Below are 18,536 nucleotides of genomic sequence, written 5' to 3'. Positions count from 1 at the left end.
GCGGGCCGTCTTCGGTACTGACCGAAGCCTGGTGACCGAAGCCTAGTGACTGAAGACTAGTGCCCGCCGAAAGGCGTCTAGCGTGACTGTACGCCAGATGGCTATTGGCGCGCCAGGCGCAGCGGCTCGGGCGGTCGCTCGCCCGGCGTCGCCCGCCAGGGGCTGATATCCAGCCCGCCGCGGCGTACGTAGCGAGCCAGTACCAGGAGCCGCTCGGGGCGGGCGCGCGCCATCAGATCGGTGAAGATATGCTCGACGCAGTGCTCGTGGAAGTCCTGGTGCTGTCGATAGGACACCAGGTACTTCAGCAGCCCCTCGCGCTCAAGCCGCGGGCCGCGATAGCGAACCAGCACGCTGCCCCAGTCGGGCTGACCGGTAACCGGACAGTTGGACTTGAGCAGGTGCGAATGCAGGGTTTCCTCGACGACCTCGTCGCCCACGCTGAGCAGCGCAGGGTCAGGCGTATAGGCATCGATTTCGACGTCGAGATCGTCGATGCACTCGCCGGGCAGGCGCTGGGTGGCCAGGGCCTGATCGTCGACGCCGAAGAGTTCAACCGAGACCGGCGCCCCGGCACCGGTGGCAAGGTCCTGCTCGAGGGTGGCGATGACCTCCTCTCGGGAGGCAAAACGCGTCTGGTTGTAGCTGTTCAGGTACAGCTTCCAGGACTTCGACTCGATCAGGTTCGGCGAGTCGGCGGGCAGACGAAAACGCGCCACCGCGACCACCGGCTTGCCACGCGGCGTCAGCCAGGAGACCTCGAAGGCGTGCCACTCATCTTCGCCGACGAACGGCAGGGCATCATTCACGATGCCCAGCGGCGCCCGATTAGCAGCCCGGGGAATGGGATACAGCAGGGCCGGGTCGTATTGCTCCGGATAGGCCGACTCGCGTCCCAGCGGGGCTTCGGCAAGGGTGTCGGGACGGTCGTGAGTCATGATCAGCCCCTGATGCCCTTGCCGCGCTCCAGCATCCACAGCGCGATGGCAAACAGCACGGTAATGAAGGCGCAGATAGCAGCCAGCGCCCAGCCCACCGGAATGTCGGAGACACCCAGGAAGCCGTAGCGGAAGACGTTGACCATGTAGAGGATGGGGTTAAGCATCGAAACGCCCTGCCAGAAGTCAGGCAGCAGCGAAATCGAATAGAAGACCCCGCCCAGGTAGGTCAGCGGCGTCAGAATGAAGGTCGGCACGATCGAGATATCATCGAACTTCTTGCCGAGCAGCGCGTTGATGAAACCACCAGTAGCGAACAGCGCCGCCGTCAGCACCACGACCCCAATGGTCAGCAGTGGATGCGCCACATCGATCCGGGTGAAGAACAGCGACACCCCGGTGACGATGATACCCACGCCCAGGCCCCGCGCCATGCCACCGAGGATGAAGCCCGCAAGGATCACCCAATTGGGCATCGGCGAGACCATCATTTCCTCGATCGAACGTTGGAACTTGTTGGAGAAGAAGGAGGATGCCACGTTCGAGTAGCTGTTGGTGATCACCGCCATCATGATCAGGCCGGGCACGATGAAGTCCATATAGTCGTAGCCGTCCATCGCACCGATCCGCGACCCGATCAGGTTGCCGAAGATGATGAAGTACATGGTCATGGTGATAGACGGCGGCAGCAGGGTCTGCGGCCAGATACGGGTAAAGCGGCGCACTTCCTTGCCTACCAGGGTCCACAGCGCCACGGCTATTTGCATTGCATTCATTTCGCGGCCTCCGCGTTGGACTCTTCCACCATCGAGACAAACATTTCTTCCAGCCGGTTGGCGCGGTTGCGCATCGACACCACGGTCAGCCCCTGCTCGGAAAGTTGGCTGAACACATCGTTAAGGCGCTGACCGCGCTTGACCGACACCGCCAGCTGGCTTGCGTCGACTTTCTCGACCTGGAAGTCACCAAGGGTCGGCGCCTCGCTTACCTGCTCGGCCAGGTCGAGCAGGAAGGTCTCGGTATTCAACTGGCCGAGCAGTTCACGCACGCTGGTGTTCTTGACGATCTCGCCGTGATTGATGATCGCAATGTTGCGACACAGGCTCTCGGCTTCCTCGAGATAGTGGGTGGTGAGGATAATGGTGGTGCCCTCCTCGCGGTTGATGCGGCGCATGTATTCCCACATCGAACGGCGCAGCTCGATGTCGACCCCAGCGGTGGGCTCGTCGAGGATCAACAGCTTGGGGCGGTGAATCAGGGCGCGGGCGATCATCAGGCGACGCTTCATGCCACCCGAGAGTGCGCGTGCGCTGCCGTCGCGCTTGTCCCAGAGTCCCAAGTCCTTGAGCAGCTGCGCCGCACGGGGTTTGGCCTCGCGATGCGACATGCCGTAGTAGCCGGCCTGAGCGAGGATGATGTCCTCGACCTTCTCGAACTGGTTGAAGTTGAACTCCTGGGGCACCACGCCGAGGTTGTACTTGGCGCGGGCGAAGTCCTTATCGATATCGGTGCCGAACACCGACACCTTGCCGGCGGTCTTTTGCACCAGCGAGCAGACCACCCCGAGGGTGGTGGACTTGCCGGCCCCATTGGGACCCAGTAACGCGAAGAAGTCACCCTGCTGGACATCGAGATCGATGCCTTTCAAGGCATGAAAGCCGTTGCCGTAAACCTTGGTCAGGCCACGGATGGACAGCGCCGGTTCAGCCATCAGGACACCTGTGAGATGGTTAAAAAATTAGGACACTAAGGATAGGGGCGAGTGCTCAGAATTCAATGCCGGGGACGGAACTGAGGCGCAAACACGCGAAAAAGCACTGGAAAAACGGATGATAGGCTTGCTAAGAACGTGTAGCCAGGGATGGCCGAGGAATCACGATTGAGCAAAGCAAATGGGGAGACGATTGGAGCGGAAAAGGAGATTCGAACTCCCGACCCTCGCCTTGGCAAGGCGATGCTCTACCACTGAGCTATTTCCGCTTATCGATGTGCGTTGTGAAGTGGCGTCCCATAGGGGGTTCGAACCCCTGTCACTGCCGTGAAAGGGCAGTGTCCTGGACCACTAGACGAATGGGACGCATGGAGCGGGAAAGGAGATTCGAACTCCCGACCCTCGCCTTGGCAAGGCGATGCTCTACCACTGAGCTATTCCCGCTTATCTCACAAACGCTGTGCTGCTTGTTGAATGACCGAAGTGGCGTCCCATAGGGGGTTCGAACCCCTGTCACTGCCGTGAAAGGGCAGTGTCCTGGACCACTAGACGAATGGGACGCATGGAGCGGAAAAGGAGATTCGAACTCCCGACCCTCGCCTTGGCAAGGCGATGCTCTACCACTGAGCTATTTCCGCATTTACTTCCCGGTCATCCGGCATCTTACAGAGGATGGCGTCCCATAGGGGGTTCGAACCCCTGTCACTGCCGTGAAAGGGCAGTGTCCTGGACCACTAGACGAATGGGACGTGGCCAGACCTCTTTAAGATGGCGCGTATGTTACTGAGCACACCTAACACTGTCAAGCGCCTGTTGTGCCGCGCGTTTCCTCATCGACAGGCTACCCTTTAAATCGTAAGGCAGGCCATCAAGCCACTAGGCATTGAGCTTAGCAGACGTGAAAGGCGGCCATCCAAACTGGCCGAAACCAGAGGGCGCGCCGCGCATTGTGAGGCAACGGCCAGCAGTGGCACAGTAAGCTATCGGCGTGAAGGACGCGTGTCGGCTGATGTACTCACCCGACCGCCTTCGCCCGACAGCGATCATTTCTGATATCGGAAGGTACGCCATGCGCAAGAAGATAGAGAAAAGCGACACCGAGTGGCGCAGCCAGCTCAGCCCCGAGCAGTACCGGGTCACGCGTGAGAAAGGCACCGAACGGCCCTTTACCGGTGACTACCAGGTAAAAGACGCCCAGGGCATCTATCACTGCGTCTGCTGCCATGCCCCGCTGTTCGAGAACGAGCACAAGTTCGATGCCGGGTGCGGCTGGCCAAGCTTCGACCGCCCGCTAGGCAAGGGCTCGGTCGAGGAGCATGACGACACCAGCCATGGCATGCAGCGTACCGAAGTGGTCTGCTCGCACTGTGATGCCCATCTGGGCCACGTCTTCCCGGACGGCCCGCCGGAGTCCACCGGCCTTCGTTACTGCATCAACTCGGTGGCCATCGACTTCAACCGCGACGAGTAGCACCAGAGGCCCGCCGCCCTTCCCCGCTGGCCCCAGCCCGCCGTCCATCTGCTAAGATGGGCGGCCGTTAGAAACGCGCAGGAGAAGAGGCCATGCTGGGCTGGTACCCGGGACACATGCACAAGGCACGCCGCCAAATTACTGAGGCGCTGCCGGAAATCGACGTGGTGCTGGAGGTGCTGGACGCCCGCCTGCCCTATTCCAGCGCCAACCCAATGCTGGCCGAGCTCACCGAGCACAAGCCGGTATTGAAGATCCTCTCTCGCGCCGATCTCGCCGACCCGGAGCGCACCAAAGAGTGGGTGGCCTATTTCGATGCCCAGCCCAACACCCGGGCCCTGGCGGTGACCACTACCCAGGCCCGCGAGCTCAAGCGCATTCCCAAGCTGTGCCATGAGCTCGCCGGTGAGGTGCGTGCCGACCGCGACGTGCGAGTAATGGTGATGGGCATTCCCAACGTCGGCAAGTCGACCCTGATCAATGGCCTTGCCAAGCGCAAGATCGCCAAGACCGGCAACGAGCCGGCGGTCACCAAGCGCCAGCAGAAGGTGCGCATCGATGGCCGGGTAGCACTGACCGATACCCCCGGGGTGCTGTGGCCCAAGATCGAGGATCAGGCGAGTGCTCACCGACTGGCCGCCAGCGGCGCGATCCGCGATACCGCCATCGACTACCTGGACGTCGCCGTGGTCACCGCCGCCGAACTGGCCAAGCGCTACCCCCAAGCGCTGAGCAATCGCTACAAGCTCAAGGCGTTGCCGCCTTACCAGGGCAACCCCGCCGCCGATTCGGTGGAGGCCGATGGCCCGGCACGCATCGATCTGCTGGCCCTGGCCGGCTTCGACGGCAACGCCATCGTGCGCGACATCGCCGCCAAGCGCGGCGGCCTTCGCCCGGGTGGCGAGGTCGACCTGCACCGGGGCGCCGAGGTGCTGCTGCACGAACTGCGCGATGGCAAACTGGGCCGGCTGACGCTTGAGACCCCGGCGGATATTCCGCCGCCCCCGGCTCCCGAAGCCGATGAGGCCGACAGCGAAGATGCCGCGGCCAACGCCGATTCTTGAGTTGAGCGGCGATTGGGCGATTGAGAGCGCCGCCCCTGAAGCAGAAAGCTACTTCCGTCTTGCGCCGACGATACGCGCGCCGGGCCCCGTTTAGCGGGGCCACCCCTGGACTCACTACCCGGACACCCCATGGATACCCCGACGCCCATCAACAAGTCCCAAAAGCTGCACAACGTCTGCTATGACATTCGCGGGCCGGTGCTCGACCACGCCAAGCGTCTCGAGGACGAAGGCCAGCGCATCCTCAAGCTGAACATCGGCAACCCGGCGCCGTTCGGCTTCGAGGCCCCGGAAGAGATCCTTCAAGATGTGATGCGCAACCTGCCTACCGCCCAGGGCTACTGCGATTCCAAGGGACTCTATTCGGCGCGCAAGGCGATCATGCAGGAATGCCAGCGCAAGCGGATTCCCGGCGTCGGCATCGAGGACATCTTCATCGGCAACGGCGTCTCGGAACTGATCGTGATGGCCATGCAGGCGCTGATCAACGACGGCGACGAGGTGCTGATTCCAGCCCCCGACTACCCGCTGTGGACTGCCGCCACCAACCTGTCCGGAGGCCGGGCGGTGCACTATCGCTGCGACGAGCAGGCCGACTGGGCGCCGGATATGGACGACATCCGCGCCAAGGTGACCAGCCACACCAAGGCCATCGTGCTGATCAACCCCAACAACCCCACCGGCGCCGTCTATGCACCGGAAGTGATCCGCGAGCTGTTGGAGATCGCCCGTCAGCACCACCTGGTGGTGTTCTCCGACGAGATCTACGACAAGATCCTCTATGACGAGGCGGAGCATGTCTCCACCGGGGCCCTGGCCGGCGATGACCAGTTGGTAGTGACCATGAACGGTCTGTCCAAGAGCTATCGCTGCGCGGGCTTTCGCTCAGGGTGGATGATTCTCTCCGGCAACGTCGCCAAGCAGCGCGCCGCCGACTTCATTCAGGGCCTCAACATGCTGGCCTCGATGCGCTTGTGCGCCAACGTGCCGGCCCAGCACGCCATCCAGACCGCCCTGGGCGGCTACCAGTCGATCAACGATCTGATCCTGCCCGGCGGGCGTCTCAAGGCGCAACGCGACATCACCGTCGAGAAGCTCAACGACATCCCCGGGGTGTCCTGCGTCACTCCCAAGGGCGCCCTCTACGCCTTCCCCAAGCTCGACCCCAAGGTGCACCCGATCGTCGATGACCAGAAGATGGTGCTCGACCTGCTGCTGCAGGAAAAGATCCTGCTGGTGCAGGGCACGGCCTTCAACTGGCCGGAGCCTGACCACGTTCGCATCGTCACCCTGCCCTGGGCCGACCAGCTGGGCGACGCCCTGGAGCGCTTCGGGCGTTTCCTGTCGCGCTACCGTCAGTGATCACTTGAGGCATCTCTGTCTATAGGACTTGAAACCGGCACCCATAAGACGTATCTAAGCTAACGTATTGAACGCGCCGGCGACCGCCGGCGCCCAGCACTCAAAGCGGGAGCTTCCTCCACATGATGCGCATCTTCCTCTTCCTGGCCACTAACCTGGCGGTGGTGCTGATCGCCAGCATCACCCTGCGCCTGCTCGGGGTCGAGCCCTACCTGAATGCCCAGGGCATGAACATGAACAGCCTGCTGATCTTCTGTTTCGTGTTCGGCATGGCAGGCTCACTGGTCTCGCTGTTCATCTCCAAGTGGATGGCCAAGCGCAGCACCGGCACCCAGGTCATCGAGCAGCCGAGCAACGCCACCGAAAAGTGGCTGCTGGAAACCGTCGCCGAACTGGCCCGAGAGGCAGGCATCAAGACCCCCGAGGTCGGCATCTTCCCGGCCCAGCAGTCCAACGCCTTCGCCACCGGCTGGAACAAGGACGACGCCCTGGTGGCGGTCTCTGCGGGCCTGCTCAACCGCATGCGCCCGGAAGAGATCCGCGCTGTGCTGGCCCACGAGATCGGCCACGTCGCCAACGGCGACATGGTCACCCTGGCGCTGATCCAGGGCGTGCTGAACACCTTCGTGATGTTCTTCGCGCGCATCGTCGCGCAACTGGTCGACAGCTTCCTGCGCAAGGACGACAACGGCGGGGGCCTGGGGTTCTTCGGCTACTTCGCGGTAGTGATCGTCGCCGAGATCGTCTTCGGCCTGATCGCCTCGATCATCGTCGCCTGGTTCTCGCGCTTTCGTGAGTACCGTGCCGACTCGGCCGGCGCCAAACTGGCCGGCAGCGGCGCGATGATCAACGCCCTGGCCCGCCTAAAGGCCGAGCACGAGATGCCAGACCAGATGCCCGACACCCTGACCGCTTTCGCCATCACCACCGGCCAGAGCCGCAAGCTGATGGAGAAGCTGTTCGCCAGCCACCCGCCACTGGATGATCGCATTCGCGCGCTGAAGGAATCGGCCTACCGCTAAGCGCCGCCGTTTTCACTGAGTACATGGCCTTTCCGCTGAGAGAATGCACTGGGAACGCAACGAGAGCGCAGCAATTATGAAAAGGGCCCACCCTCATCATGAGGGCGGGCCCTTTTGCGTCAGGTCAGTGTCTGCCGGCATCGACGCCCTGCGTCACAGCGGCAGTTTCCGCCTAGCGGGCCTCGCTGACCAGCGACTCGGCCATCGGCGTCGGCTCGCTGTCCTCGGCCTCGGCGGCGGCCAGCGGCACCACCTTGAAGCCGACCATGGCATAGACGATCGCCAGGCCGAAGTTCACCAGATTGAAGATGGCGAACGGCAGGTAGGAAAGGGTCGCCACGCCGAGAGTGGCCGCCATATAGGCGCCGCAGCTGTTCCAGGGAATCAGCGGCGAAGTGATGGTCCCGGAGTCCTCAAGCGAACGCGACAGGTTGACCGGCGCCAGCCCGCGGCGGCGGAATTCGGCCCGGTACATGCGCCCCGGCAGAATCACCGAGATGTACTGATCACCGGTGATGATGTTGGACGAAAGCCCGGTGCCAAGCGCGGTGATGATCAGCGCGCCCGCGCTCTTGGTCACGCCCAACATGCCGCGTACCAGCCGCTCGAGCAGCCCCAGGCGCTCGATCACGCCGCCAAAGGCCATCGCCGAGAGAATCAGCCAGACGGTATTGAGCATGCTCGCCATACCGCCCTTGCTCAGAAGGTCATCGAACACTTCATTGCCGGTATTGGCCACGTAACCATCGAAAAGCGCCATCCACACGCCCTTGAGCAGCAAAAGCGGCGTGGCCAGGTCCGCCCCGCCGGCCAGGGAAAGCACTGCTTGGGGCTGGAAAATCACCGCAAACACCGCCCCCATCAGGGCACCGATCACGATGGTCGGGAAGGCCGGCCAACGGCGCACCGCCATCACCAGTAAAACCGCCAGCGGAATCAACAGGTGCGGCCCGATGGCGTAGCTGTCATTCAGCCTACCCTGCAGCGTCAGCACCTGCTCGGGCGTTGCCTGGCCTGCCTCCGCCTGCAGGCCCAGCACCCAGAAGGCAATCAGCGCGATTACCAGGCTCGGCACCGTGGTCCACAGCATATGGCGGATGTGATCGAAGAGCTCGACCCCCGCCGCGGCCGGCGCCAGGTTGGTGGTATCGGACAAGGGCGAAAGCTTGTCGCCGAAATAGGCACCGGAGATCACCGCACCGGCACTTACTGCCGACGACAGGCCGAGGCCATCGGCGATACCGATCAGGCCGATGCCCAGGGTGCCGGCTACCGTCCAGGAACTGCCTACCGATAGCGCCACCACAGCGCACAGCAGGCAGGCGCTGGCATAGAAGTACTGCGGGGCGATCACGTCGAGCCCATAATAGATCATCGACGGTACCACCCCGCCGAGAATCCAGGTGCCGATCATCGCCCCCACGGCCAGCAGAATCAGGATGGCACCCAGCGAAATCTGGATGCCGTGGTTGATCGCTTCCTCGATGTCCTGCCAGCCGTGGCCGTTCTTCATGCCCACCAGGCCTGCCAGCAAGGCGCCCAGCAGCAGCACGACCTGATTGGGGCCCCAGGAGGCATCGGCACCGAACAGCACGACCGCCAGCACCAGCATGGCCACCACCACCGCCACCGGCATCAGCGCATCGAGAAAGGAAGGAGCGCGCACCTCGCGCGACTGGGTATCAGACATGATCTTGCTTCCCTCGAACAATGAGCGGGCAAGCTTGCCTGTCCGCGCAGGGCGAGGGCAGCCCCAGTGTCCCGATCCTAGAGACGATGTCCCAGGATCGAAAAAACACGGAGCTTTTTTATAAGACTAAGGTCGCATACGCCGACACCGCTCGGCTTAGCACCCCATCACCCCGTCCGTCCGCCGGATCAACCGTCGACCACCACGGCGAAGCCAGCGGCGGTGAGCAATGGCTCGAGCGACGCCGCCGCCGGGCGCAGCCGTACCGTCAGGGTAGAAAACTCGCGGCGCAGCGGATATTCGCTGCGGTAGGCGTCGAACCCGGCCGTCAGGCCCTTGTGCTGCTGATAGCGGATCAACGCATCATGGTCCCGGCGCACGTCATAACAGGCGCGCACACAGAGCCTTAACGCCTCCCAGGGCGAGAGGCCGGCGTCCAGGGTCAGAGATGGCAGGGCCGGCGGCGGCGCCAGGTCCGCAAACGCGACCCGCACCGGCGAACCGAAGTATTTCATCGCCGACCGATAGACCTGATGAGTGCCGCGCAGCTTGCCGTCCAGGCTATGGCCGGCGATATGTGGGGTGGCGATATCGGCCAGCCGCCACAGGGCCTCGTCGATGGCGGGCTCCTCCTCGAACACGTCCAGCACGCTGCGCAGGTCGCCCCTGGCCGCCAACCGCGCCAGCAGCGCCTGACCGTTGAGACAGTCGCCCCGCCCGGCGTTGAGCAGCCAGCTGCCCGGCTTGAGGGCCTCGATGCGCGCCTCATCGAGCAGGTGATGGGTGCGGTGCTCGCCCTCGCGCACCAGCGGGGTGTGCAGGCAGAGCACGTCGCACTCCTCGATCAGGGTATCGAGATCATCGAACGGGGGACTTTGCGGATCACCGGCTTCGCGCTCAGCCACTTCTTCGGCTTCTCGTTCGGCCCTCGGCGGATCGCAGACCCGGCAATTCAGGCCCAGCGCTGTCAGGCGTCGATAGAGGCGCCCGCCCACGTTGCCGGCGCCGACGATGCCGATCCGACGTTGATCGAGCTCGGTGCCCTCACGTTCGGCCAGGGTCAAAAGGCTCGAGAGTACGTAGTCGACCACCGCCTCGGCGTTGCAGCCCGGCGCATTGGCAAAGCCGATACCCCGCGCCTCGAGGGCCGCCTGGTCAATGTGGTCGGTGCCGATGGTGCAGGTGCCGACGAAGCGCAGCGTCGAGCCCTCGAGCAGCGCTTCATCGACCCGGGTGATCGAGCGTACTACCAGCACCTCGGCCTGGGCGTCGCGCACCGCCTGACCATCGATCTCGCGGCCGGGCAGCCGGGTGATCGAGCCAAGATCGGCGAAGCAGGCCTCGGCCTTGGGGACATGGGAGTCGATAAGCAGACGCATGGCGATTCCTTGCAGCTTGCGAAACGGGTTGGCGGGCCGGTGCCCGGCACGACCGTGGCCAGTGAGATGGGTTGTTCATGCCGGTCAGGCCGTTACAATAGCATGCGAGCCACGCCCACTAGGGCGGGGCCCGTCTCGTTTTAGTCCCGTTTTACTATCGTTTTCACCCCCGTTTCCGCGCCCCTATTTTTTTGTTGCGCGCGCGCGGAATGCCGCCAGGAGCCGCCGTGATCGTTCGCTGGGAAAGTAACCACGACTATGTGCTGGTGCACGTGCATCAGGACATGTTCGGCGATTGGATCTTCAGCCGCGCCTGGGGGCAGATCGGCACCCAGTTCGGCGGCCTGCAGCACCGGCTGGCGGACGACTATGCCCAGGCCATGCTCTGGCTCGAAGACGTCGCCACCATCCAGACGTCCCGCGGTTTCCACAAGATACTGGAAGCGCAGGACGATACCCCTGAGGGCCGCGACGCCGTGCAGCAGCTCTCGCTGCTCGACGCCCTCTAGGCACGACGCCTCAATCAGCGCCGCTCCTCTAGGCGCTAATCCTCACCGCGCGAACCGCCAAGGCCGCCAAGATAGCGCCGGCCGTTATGCATCACCGCCCCTTCGGGCTCAGGCTCGGCAGGGGCATCTACTCCTTGCGCCCGCTGCCAGGCCGCATGATCGAGCCATCCCCGCGCCTCAAGCCAGGCGGCTAAACGCGCGGGCTCAAAGCCCCGCTCCAGCTCGTTTCCCGACGCATCCCTGAGCACCGGAATCCGCTCGCCGTAGCGCTGAAGCAGCGCCGCATCGCCGGCGACCTCGATGCGGCGAAGCGCCGGCGTCTCTGGCCCCAGCAGCGCAAGCCAGGTCTCCAGCTCTTCGCAGAGATGACACCCCAGCGTGGTATAGAGCGTCAGGCCCGCGCTGCTGTTGATAACACAACCTCCATAAGGCCCACCTGTCATACCGCAGGCGTCAGCCGCCAGGCGACTTCCACAAAGCGCGTCACCCCTGCCTCGCGGAAGCGCTGCTGATTGGCGATCACGTCCTTGCGCGACAACTCGGCAAGCGTGTGTGAACCGCCATAGAGGCGCTCCAGCTCATCGGGCAACACCGGAAACGGCGGCCCATCCATCTCTTGTGGGTCGTATTCGAAACTGATCAGCAACTGCGGTGCGCCGTCCGATAGGGCCCGTAACTGTGCCACATAGGCCTGGCGCATCGCCGCCGGCAACGCCACCAGCGCTGCCCGATCGTAGACCAGCGCCACCGCCCCCAGGTCCACCGGTTCAAGCGCGAAGATATCACCCTGATAGACCGTCAGCGCGCCATGACAAAAGCGGCGACCGCCCTTCCAGGCATCGATCTGCGGCTCTACGCCCAGTTCGGCGAACAGCTGGCTGACTGCCCTTTCACTGAGCTCCGCGCCGACGACCCGGTAGCCCTGATCCAGCAACCAGCCGATATCCAGCGTCTTGCCGCACAGCGGCACGAAGACCCGCGCTCCGGCGGGCAAAGCGTAGCCCGCCAAAAAACGCGTGAGAATTGGATGAACGAAGGGCAGGTGAAAGCCCAGTTGGTCGTTTTGCCAACGCTCTTGCCAGAACGCTTGCTCCATCGCGGGACTCCAGATGGCAGGGTGAATGCCGATTATGGCGAATTGGCGTCGCAATGGCACCGCCGAGAGCGACACATCGTCGCTGATGCCAGGCTCAGGCCTCGACATGCCCTTACTGCTCGCAGACATAACGGGCCCGGCAGCGGGCCCGTCATATCATGCCGCCTCGTCCCGATGACGAATCAGGAAGCAGTGGTGCAGGTCGGGGCGGCGTTGGCCATACCAAGAGTGGGTCGAAGGTCTTATGCTGCATCGTCCCGATGGCGGATCAGAAAGCAGTGGTGCAGGTCAGGGCGGCGGGTGAAATCCGGGTCGAACGTCTTGGCCGAGATGTCCTCCACCGCGAAGCGTTCCTCGAGTGCCGCATCGAGCACGAAACGGCGCTGGTTGTTGGAGAACACTAGGGTGCCACCCGGCGCCAAGCGTGCCATGGCCAGTTCGACGAGCTGGCCTTGATCGCGCTGGATGTCGAGGGTCGCCTCCATCTTCTTCGAGTTGGAGAAGGTCGGCGGGTCGAGGAAGATCAGGTCGAACTCGCTGCCGGCGGTCTCCAGCCAGCGCAGGCAGTCGTCACGCACCACCCGATGGCGGCTGGGATCCAGACGGTTGAGCGCAAAGTTCTCCCGTGCCCACTCGAGATAGGTATTCGAGAGATCAACGCTGACGCTGTCACTGGCGCCACCTTCGGCCTCGGTGCCCAGTGCGGCCTGCACGGTCGCCGTGGCGGTATAGCAGAACAGGTTCAGGAAGCGCGTGCCCGGCGCCATCTCGGCCAGCATCCGGCGAACCGGCCGGTGGTCGAGAAAGAGCCCGGTATCCAGGTAATCACGCAGATTCACCCACAGTTGCGCGCGGCCCTCGCGGACCTGGAAGCGCTCACCGCTGGCGGCGTGCTTCTGGTACTGGGCCTTGCCCGACTGACGCTCGCGCTGCTTGATGTAGACATGCTCCGGCGAGACCTCGAGCACCTCCGGGATCACCCCCAGGGCGTCGAGCAGCCGGCGCTGAGCCTGGTTGGCATTCACCGACTTGGGCGGCGCGTACTCCTGTACATGCACCCGATCGCCGTAGACATCGATCGCCAGCGCATACTCGGGCATGTCGGCGTCATACAGCCGATAACAGGGCTCACCGCTGCGCTTGAGCCACGACTTGAGACGCTTGCGATTCTTCAGCAGGCGGTTGGCGAACATCTGCGCCCCTTCCGAGCGCGCCGGGCGCTCGTCAGAGTGAGCGGCCGCCTCCTTGGACGACTTAGTGGCTGAGTTAGAGGCCGCCTTGTGGAACTCGTCGCCGGACGCGTCGCCATCATGATCGTCCCCGGATGACTGACCACCAACGGCGCGGCGTTTGGCAGGCGCCGCCTGATCAGGGGTCGGCGCCGACGCCTGGCCCTGATCCAGCTCGATCAGCAGCAGCTTGCAGTCCAGCGGACCGTTCTTGAAGGCATACTGCTTGCCGGCCCTGAGCCCGGTGCGATGACCAAGTTCCGGGTTACCGGTCAGCATCGCCAGGCGCCAGCCGGGAAAATGCGCCTGGGCGCGGGCACCGAGCGCGGCATAGAGCGGCACCAGTTCCGGCAGCTCGCCGATACGCTCGCCGTAGGGCGGGTTGGTGATCAGCAGCCCCAACGCTTCGGCGGGCAGGTCGGCGGGGCGCACCAGCTGCTTGACCGATGCCCCCTGGAAGTCGATCAGCGCCGGAATACCGGCACGCATGGCGTTGGCGCGGGCCGCCGAGATCGCCTGAGGGCTCTGGTCGCGACCATAAAGCTTGGCCTTGCAGCGCTTGCGCCCCAGGCTCGCCCGGGCTTCGGCCTCTCGCTTGAGCTCCTGCCACAGGGTGGCGTCATGGCCCGCCCAGCCGTGAAAGCCGAAGCGCTCGCGCAGTAAGTTCGGCGCCACATCGGCAGCCATCAGCGCCCCCTCGATGACCAGGGTGCCCGAGCCACACAGCGGGTCGATCAGCGCTTCGCCGGCCTTGGCGCGAGCCGGCCAGTCGGCTCTCACCAGCAGCGCCGCGGCGAGGTTTTCCTTGATCGGCGCATGCCCAAGCTCACGCCGATAGCCGCGACGGTGCAGGCTATCGCCGGACAGGTCGATGCCCAGGGTCAGGCGCCCGCGGTGCAGGTGGGCATAGAGACGCAGGTCCGGGTCCCGCGGGTCGACGCTTGGCCGTTCGCGGCCGGCACTTCTCAGGGCATCAACGACCCCATCCTTGACCGTCTGGGCGCCGAAGCGGGTGTGGCGGATAGCCTGGGACTGACCGTGGAAATCCACCGCCAGCGTCTTGCCCGGCGCCAGGTGGCCGCGCCAATCGATGGCCTCGGCGCAGCCCTTGAGCTGGTCGGGTGTCTCGATGCCTTCTTCCCGCGACAGGCAGAGCACGATGCGATTGGCGAGGCGCGACCACAGACAAGCGCGATAGGCGGCCTCGAGGGAACCCGTGAGGTGCACCCCGGCCACCGTCGTCTTGGTGACCGTCATCCCCAGACTGCCAAGCTCGTCGGCCAGCAAAAGCTCCATGCCTTTGGGGCAGGTGGCGAATAAGGTCATAGTTTCAATAGCTTGCTGATCTTTCATGAAAGAGCCACCTGGCGCGACGCGCCGTCATATTACTGAAATGCTATTTTGGTACTGCGCTTATTCCAAATCGCCTGTCGACATCGACTAGGCGGGTGCGCTAGTTGTAGAGGGGTAGCTACGCGGTACGCATGTGTTATCTGGTCCAAGGACGCTATCGGCATCAGGCGCTGAGCCTCGGGATTGCGGTTAGCCTTGTGCAATCCGTGCTCGTCCCAGCCTATGCCCCATAAACACTGGTTTGCATAAAAAACTGGTTCATCAAGAGGCCATCCGATGAAACGACAGAAACGTGATCGCTTCCAGCGCGCTTATGTTCACGGTTACAAGGCAGGGGTCAGCGGCCGTTCCCGTGATGAATGTCCCAGTCAGGATGTCAATCTTCGCGAATACTGGATGAGCGGTTGGCGTGAAGGTCGAGGGGATCAATGGTCGGGCATGACAGGCGTGTCCGGCATTCACAAAAATCCCATGGTCATGTAATTCCCCATTTTCAACGCCCTAAGGCCCGTGAGCTCACGGGCCTTTTTATTTTGCGCCCTGTCTGATCGTTCGCCCTCACTTGTCTTCTGGCCCTATCTTGCCGTCAGGCCCTACCGGGATATCCCGACTGACTGCCGCTCCCGCCAGCGGGCGTGCTATGACTAGCGCTCAGTCGGCGGCAAGCTTTAAGGCCCGGGCGCATTCGCCCACAAGGGGCGGGCCGCGGTAGATAAAGCCCGAATAGAGCTGCACCAGATCCGCCCCGGCCCGACGCTTGGCCACCGCCGCCTCACCGCTGTCGATACCGCCGACGCCGATGATCGGCATGTCCGGCAGCCGGCGCCGCAGTTCACGAATCACACGATTGGACGATTCGAAGACCGGACGACCGGAAAGGCCCCCCGCCTCATCGGCGTGTGGCTGGCCGGTCACGGCATCGCGTGCCACCGTAGTGTTGGTGGCAATGACCCCATCGATGCCGTTGGCGACCAGCGCCTCGGCCACCAGACCGACCTCCTCGTCGCTCATGTCCGGCGCGATCTTGACCGCCAGAGGCACACGCCGACCGCTGTCATGATCGAGCCGCAGGCTTTTCTCGCGCAGCGCGCCGAGCAATTTGTCCAGATGCTCACCGAACTGCAGGTTGCGAAGCCCGGGCGTGTTGGGTGAGGAGATGTTGACCGTAATGTAATCGGCGTGGGCATGCACCCGCTCGAGACAGAACAGATAGTCGTCGACGGCCTGCTCCACCGGGGTGGTCAGATTCTTGCCGATGTTGATGCCGATCAAACCGTCATAGCGGGTATTCTTGACCCGGGCAATCAGGTGATCGACGCCTGAATTGTTGAAGCCCATGCGGTTGATGATCGCCCCGCTCTCGGGCAGGCGAAACAGGCGTGGTTTGGGGTTGCCCGGCTGCGGCTTGGGGGTGACGGTGCCGACCTCGACGAAGCCGAAGCCCAGGGCGCCGAGGGCATCCAGATGATCGGCATTCTTGTCGAGCCCGGCGGCGAGGCCCACCCGGTTGGGGAAGCGCAGTCCCATCAGCTCGACGGGATCGTCGACCCGCGCGCCGCCGCCCAACTTGCCGGACAGGCCCAGGCGATGCGCCATATCGAGCGCCATCAGCGTCACGCCATGGGCAGTCTCGGGATCAAGGCGAAAGAGTATCGAACGGGCGGCGGCGTACATGGCACTCCCTAAACTGGTGAACACGAACGAAGCAACGCAAACGAGTGAGCCACCTCGGATAACATCGCGGATTGCAACATGGCGGATAGCAACGTCGCGGGTAGAAAAAGCGGCGGGGATTATAGCGCATCGGCCCCATTAACGACGAACCCCGCGCGAAGCGGGGCCGTCGGTAATATGGGGAATCAGGGGAAATCACACAGCCTGTCTGGCTCAGTGGGCGATCTCGCCGTCGGTAAACAGGAATTCCCGAAGATGCGCATCCAGCGTCTTGTCCTGGCGACGGAGCCACTCCAGGGTCATGACCGCATGCTCCTTTTCTTCATCCCTGTTATGAATCAGTATCTTGCGTAACTCCGGATCCTGACAGGCATCGACACGCTGGTTATACCAATCGACCGCCTCCAGTTCCTCCATTAGCGAAACGATGGCCCGGTGATAATCGCGGGTAGCGGCGCTTAGTTCTTCCACCGGCTCGTGATAGCTGTCACTGCTGCCTGCCATGGGCCTCTCCTTTTGTGGTCTACTGTGCGTATCCAACGTTAGGCCAAAGCGGCGTCGCTGTCAGCTTTCACCGTCAACGCGGCCACGCCCCGCTTCATCTCAGGGAGATCCTATGACCGACACCACTGACACCCTGGAAGGCCGGCTATCGCGCATTCATGAAGCCCTGGTCGATAATGACTTCGCCGTCATCGACGAGGTGCTCGATGACCTCGAACCGGCAGAGATCGCCCTACTGCTCGAATCCCTGCCTCTGTCCGCGCGTACTCGACTCTGGGAGCGGGTTTCGCAGGACGTCGACGGCGAAGTCCTGCTGCACGTCCATGATGAGGTTCGCAGCACCCTGATCGAGGACATGGACGATCATGAGATCGTCGCCGCCACCTCGAACATGGACACCAGCGACCTGGCCGAACTCTTCGAGGACCTGCCTCAACAGGTCGCCGAAGACATGCTGCGCTCGATGGACGAGCTGCAGCGCGCGCGTCTCAAGGAAGCGCTGGCCTTCGAGGAAGATTCCGCCGGCCGTCTGATGCGCACCGACACCGTCAGCGTGCGTGCCGACGTGACGCTCGAAACCGTGCAGCGTTTCCTGCGCTGGAAAAACCAGTCCATCCCCGACAACACCGACGCGCTGATGGTGGTCGACCGCAACGGCATCTTCCTGGGCGTGCTGCCGCTGGCTCGACTGGTCTCGCAGTCATCGGAGCTTGCGGTGGCCGACGTACTGGAAAGCGACATCGACAGCGTATCGGTGACCATGAAGTCGTGGGACGTGGCTACCCTCTTCCAGACGCACGACCTGGTGTCGGCGCCGGTGGTCGACGAGAATGGCCTGCTGCTGGGACGCATCGTCATCGAGGACATCGTCGACGTCATCCGCGAGGGCTCGGACCAGGCACTGATGAACATGGCCGGCCTCGACGAGGAGGAGGACCTGTTCGCCCCGGTCATACCCAGCGCCAAGCGCCGGGCGGTGTGGCTCGGCATCAATCTGATGACGGCCTTCCTGGCAGCGTGGGTGATTGGCCGCTTCGAGGCAGCGCTCGACCAGATCGTCGCCCTGGCGGTGCTGATGCCCATCGTCGCCAGCATGGGCGGCATCGCTGGCAGCCAGACCCTGACCCTGGCGATTCGCGGCCTGGCGCTGGGTCAGATCAGCCGCACCAACAGCAACTGGCTGATGCGCAAGGAAATCGGCATCTCGTTGATCAACGGGGTGCTGTGGGCACTGGTGGTCGCCGTGATCGCCACCCTGTGGTTCCAGGATGTGCGCATTGGCGGCATCATCGCCGTCGCCCTGGTCATCAACATGCTCGCTGCCGGCATCGCCGGCATCGCCATTCCCCTAGGCCTCAAGCGTCTGGGCATCGACCCGGCACTGTCGGGTTCGGTGGTCCTGACCACCGTCACCGACGTGATCGGCTTCATGGCCTTTCTGGGGCTGGCGACGGTCTTTCTGCTGTAAGGCGACCGGCACGCGTCCCGCCTAAAAGCGGGACGCATCCATGATGCCTCGGTTTCGCGCCTGTAC

General features: G+C 63.5%; 17 protein-coding genes and 6 tRNA genes. 7 read left to right on the top strand and 16 right to left on the bottom strand.

Annotated elements, in window-relative coordinates:
- Positions 1–101: 101 nt before the first annotated feature.
- The 9 genes from queF to Q2K57_RS11380 all read right to left on the bottom strand — a co-directional run bounded on the left by queF (position 102) and on the right by Q2K57_RS11380 (position 3,398).
- Positions 102–938, bottom strand: coding sequence for an NADPH-dependent 7-cyano-7-deazaguanine reductase QueF (queF, locus tag Q2K57_RS11420; RefSeq protein ID WP_304525118.1), 837 nt, complete (start codon positions 936–938; stop codon positions 102–104).
- 2 nt (positions 939–940) lie between these two features.
- Complete coding sequence (locus Q2K57_RS11415; RefSeq protein ID WP_304525117.1) at positions 941–1,714, bottom strand: ABC transporter permease; 774 nt, start codon at positions 1,712–1,714, stop codon at positions 941–943.
- Positions 1,711–2,649 carry an ABC transporter ATP-binding protein gene (locus Q2K57_RS11410; RefSeq protein ID WP_304525116.1) on the bottom strand — a complete coding sequence of 313 codons (939 nt, stop codon included), beginning with the start codon at positions 2,647–2,649 and terminating at the stop codon, positions 1,711–1,713. The genes Q2K57_RS11415 and Q2K57_RS11410 overlap by 4 nt, the downstream gene beginning before the upstream one ends.
- A gap of 194 nt (positions 2,650–2,843) precedes the next feature.
- Positions 2,844–2,918 (bottom strand) — tRNA-Gly (locus Q2K57_RS11405).
- Between the two features lie 21 nt (positions 2,919–2,939).
- Positions 2,940–3,015: transfer RNA gene (locus Q2K57_RS11400), tRNA-Glu, on the bottom strand.
- Between the two features lie 3 nt (positions 3,016–3,018).
- Positions 3,019–3,093: transfer RNA gene (locus Q2K57_RS11395), tRNA-Gly, on the bottom strand.
- Between the two features lie 40 nt (positions 3,094–3,133).
- Positions 3,134–3,209, bottom strand: a tRNA-Glu gene (locus Q2K57_RS11390).
- Positions 3,210–3,212: 3 nt separating this feature from the next.
- Positions 3,213–3,287 (bottom strand) — tRNA-Gly (locus Q2K57_RS11385).
- Between the two features lie 35 nt (positions 3,288–3,322).
- A tRNA-Glu gene (locus Q2K57_RS11380) sits at positions 3,323–3,398 on the bottom strand.
- Between the two features lie 320 nt (positions 3,399–3,718).
- Here Q2K57_RS11380 and msrB point away from each other — a divergent pair.
- The 4 genes from msrB (at position 3,719) to htpX (ending at position 7,568) form a co-directional block, all read left to right on the top strand.
- Positions 3,719–4,120: a peptide-methionine (R)-S-oxide reductase MsrB gene (msrB, locus tag Q2K57_RS11375; protein WP_112055426.1), complete on the top strand. Its 402-nt coding sequence runs from the start codon at positions 3,719–3,721 to the stop codon at positions 4,118–4,120.
- A 92-nt stretch (positions 4,121–4,212) separates the two neighbouring features.
- Positions 4,213–5,184 (top strand): ribosome biogenesis GTPase YlqF, encoded by a 972-nt coding sequence (ylqF, locus tag Q2K57_RS11370; RefSeq protein WP_112055427.1) that lies wholly within the window; start codon positions 4,213–4,215, stop codon positions 5,182–5,184.
- A gap of 129 nt (positions 5,185–5,313) precedes the next feature.
- On the top strand, positions 5,314–6,546 hold the full coding sequence (locus tag Q2K57_RS11365) for a pyridoxal phosphate-dependent aminotransferase (RefSeq protein ID WP_112055428.1): 1,233 nt from the start codon (positions 5,314–5,316) through the stop codon (positions 6,544–6,546).
- A 122-nt stretch (positions 6,547–6,668) separates the two neighbouring features.
- A complete protein-coding gene (htpX, locus tag Q2K57_RS11360) occupies positions 6,669–7,568 on the top strand; it encodes a protease HtpX (RefSeq protein ID WP_304525115.1) in 900 nt (299 codons plus the stop codon).
- Positions 7,569–7,740: 172 nt separating this feature from the next.
- On the opposite strand, the gene nhaC is transcribed toward htpX, so the two are convergent.
- Positions 7,741–9,258 carry a Na+/H+ antiporter NhaC gene (gene nhaC / locus Q2K57_RS11355; protein ID WP_304525114.1) on the bottom strand — a complete coding sequence of 506 codons (1,518 nt, stop codon included), beginning with the start codon at positions 9,256–9,258 and terminating at the stop codon, positions 7,741–7,743.
- A 188-nt stretch (positions 9,259–9,446) separates the two neighbouring features.
- The gene (gene pdxB / locus Q2K57_RS11350) at positions 9,447–10,637 is read right to left on the bottom strand and encodes a 4-phosphoerythronate dehydrogenase PdxB (protein ID WP_304525113.1); all 1,191 of its coding nucleotides are present in this window, start codon (positions 10,635–10,637) and stop codon (positions 9,447–9,449) included.
- 227 nt (positions 10,638–10,864) lie between these two features.
- Here pdxB and Q2K57_RS11345 point away from each other — a divergent pair, with 227 nt between their 5' ends.
- On the top strand, positions 10,865–11,146 hold the full coding sequence (locus tag Q2K57_RS11345; protein ID WP_112055432.1) for a hypothetical protein: 282 nt from the start codon (positions 10,865–10,867) through the stop codon (positions 11,144–11,146).
- A gap of 35 nt (positions 11,147–11,181) precedes the next feature.
- On the opposite strand, the gene Q2K57_RS11340 is transcribed toward Q2K57_RS11345, so the two are convergent.
- From Q2K57_RS11340 to rlmKL, 3 genes are all read right to left on the bottom strand, one after another.
- On the bottom strand, positions 11,182–11,589 hold the full coding sequence (locus Q2K57_RS11340) for a glutaredoxin family protein (protein WP_304525112.1): 408 nt from the start codon (positions 11,587–11,589) through the stop codon (positions 11,182–11,184).
- On the bottom strand, positions 11,586–12,242 hold the full coding sequence (gene tmpT, locus Q2K57_RS11335; RefSeq protein WP_304525111.1) for a thiopurine S-methyltransferase: 657 nt from the start codon (positions 12,240–12,242) through the stop codon (positions 11,586–11,588). Before tmpT ends, Q2K57_RS11340 begins: the two co-directional genes overlap by 4 nt.
- A 242-nt stretch (positions 12,243–12,484) precedes the next feature.
- Positions 12,485–14,824: a bifunctional 23S rRNA (guanine(2069)-N(7))-methyltransferase RlmK/23S rRNA (guanine(2445)-N(2))-methyltransferase RlmL gene (gene rlmKL, locus Q2K57_RS11330; protein WP_304525110.1), complete on the bottom strand. Its 2,340-nt coding sequence runs from the start codon at positions 14,822–14,824 to the stop codon at positions 12,485–12,487.
- Between the two features lie 276 nt (positions 14,825–15,100).
- Between rlmKL and rmf the strand changes: the two genes are divergently transcribed.
- On the top strand, positions 15,101–15,307 hold the full coding sequence (gene rmf / locus Q2K57_RS11325) for a ribosome modulation factor (RefSeq protein WP_092526096.1): 207 nt from the start codon (positions 15,101–15,103) through the stop codon (positions 15,305–15,307).
- Positions 15,308–15,475: 168 nt separating this feature from the next.
- On the opposite strand, the gene Q2K57_RS11320 is transcribed toward rmf, so the two are convergent.
- Together Q2K57_RS11320 and Q2K57_RS11315 are read right to left on the bottom strand one after the other, a co-directional pair.
- Entirely contained in the window at positions 15,476–16,498 is a 1,023-nt protein-coding gene (locus Q2K57_RS11320) for a quinone-dependent dihydroorotate dehydrogenase (RefSeq protein WP_304525109.1), read from the bottom strand.
- Between the two features lie 213 nt (positions 16,499–16,711).
- A complete protein-coding gene (locus Q2K57_RS11315) occupies positions 16,712–17,002 on the bottom strand; it encodes an encapsulin-associated ferritin-like protein (protein ID WP_112055437.1) in 291 nt (96 codons plus the stop codon).
- A gap of 112 nt (positions 17,003–17,114) precedes the next feature.
- Between Q2K57_RS11315 and mgtE the strand changes: the two genes are divergently transcribed.
- Positions 17,115–18,470, top strand: coding sequence for a magnesium transporter (gene mgtE, locus Q2K57_RS11310; protein WP_304525108.1), 1,356 nt, complete (start codon positions 17,115–17,117; stop codon positions 18,468–18,470).
- Positions 18,471–18,536: the final 66 nt, after the last annotated feature.

This window comes from Halomonas sp. I5-271120 (genome assembly GCF_030553075.1).
Lineage (GTDB): Bacteria > Pseudomonadota > Gammaproteobacteria > Pseudomonadales > Halomonadaceae > Onishia > Onishia taeanensis_A.
This window is presented reverse-complemented; position numbering and strand designations above follow the sequence as displayed.

What these genes read in the sequence shown, in the direction of transcription:
- pdxB (WP_304525113.1), bottom strand. Translation starts at nt 10,637, where the DNA reads ATGCGTCTGCTTATCGACTCCCATGTCCCCAAGGCCGAGGCCTGCTTC.
- mgtE (WP_304525108.1), top strand. Translation starts at nt 17,115, where the DNA reads ATGACCGACACCACTGACACCCTGGAAGGCCGGCTATCGCGCATTCAT.
- Q2K57_RS11365 (WP_112055428.1), top strand. Translation starts at nt 5,314, where the DNA reads ATGGATACCCCGACGCCCATCAACAAGTCCCAAAAGCTGCACAACGTC.
- tmpT (WP_304525111.1), bottom strand. Translation starts at nt 12,242, where the DNA reads ATGGAGCAAGCGTTCTGGCAAGAGCGTTGGCAAAACGACCAACTGGGC.
- queF (WP_304525118.1), bottom strand. Translation starts at nt 938, where the DNA reads ATGACTCACGACCGTCCCGACACCCTTGCCGAAGCCCCGCTGGGACGC.
- rlmKL (WP_304525110.1), bottom strand. Translation starts at nt 14,824, where the DNA reads ATGAAAGATCAGCAAGCTATTGAAACTATGACCTTATTCGCCACCTGC.
- Q2K57_RS11340 (WP_304525112.1), bottom strand. Translation starts at nt 11,589, where the DNA reads ATGACAGGTGGGCCTTATGGAGGTTGTGTTATCAACAGCAGCGCGGGC.
- Q2K57_RS11320 (WP_304525109.1), bottom strand. Translation starts at nt 16,498, where the DNA reads ATGTACGCCGCCGCCCGTTCGATACTCTTTCGCCTTGATCCCGAGACT.
- Q2K57_RS11415 (WP_304525117.1), bottom strand. Translation starts at nt 1,714, where the DNA reads ATGAATGCAATGCAAATAGCCGTGGCGCTGTGGACCCTGGTAGGCAAG.
- nhaC (WP_304525114.1), bottom strand. Translation starts at nt 9,258, where the DNA reads ATGTCTGATACCCAGTCGCGCGAGGTGCGCGCTCCTTCCTTTCTCGAT.
- rmf (WP_092526096.1), top strand. Translation starts at nt 15,101, where the DNA reads ATGAAACGACAGAAACGTGATCGCTTCCAGCGCGCTTATGTTCACGGT.
- msrB (WP_112055426.1), top strand. Translation starts at nt 3,719, where the DNA reads ATGCGCAAGAAGATAGAGAAAAGCGACACCGAGTGGCGCAGCCAGCTC.
- ylqF (WP_112055427.1), top strand. Translation starts at nt 4,213, where the DNA reads ATGCTGGGCTGGTACCCGGGACACATGCACAAGGCACGCCGCCAAATT.
- Q2K57_RS11410 (WP_304525116.1), bottom strand. Translation starts at nt 2,649, where the DNA reads ATGGCTGAACCGGCGCTGTCCATCCGTGGCCTGACCAAGGTTTACGGC.
- htpX (WP_304525115.1), top strand. Translation starts at nt 6,669, where the DNA reads ATGATGCGCATCTTCCTCTTCCTGGCCACTAACCTGGCGGTGGTGCTG.
- Q2K57_RS11315 (WP_112055437.1), bottom strand. Translation starts at nt 17,002, where the DNA reads ATGGCAGGCAGCAGTGACAGCTATCACGAGCCGGTGGAAGAACTAAGC.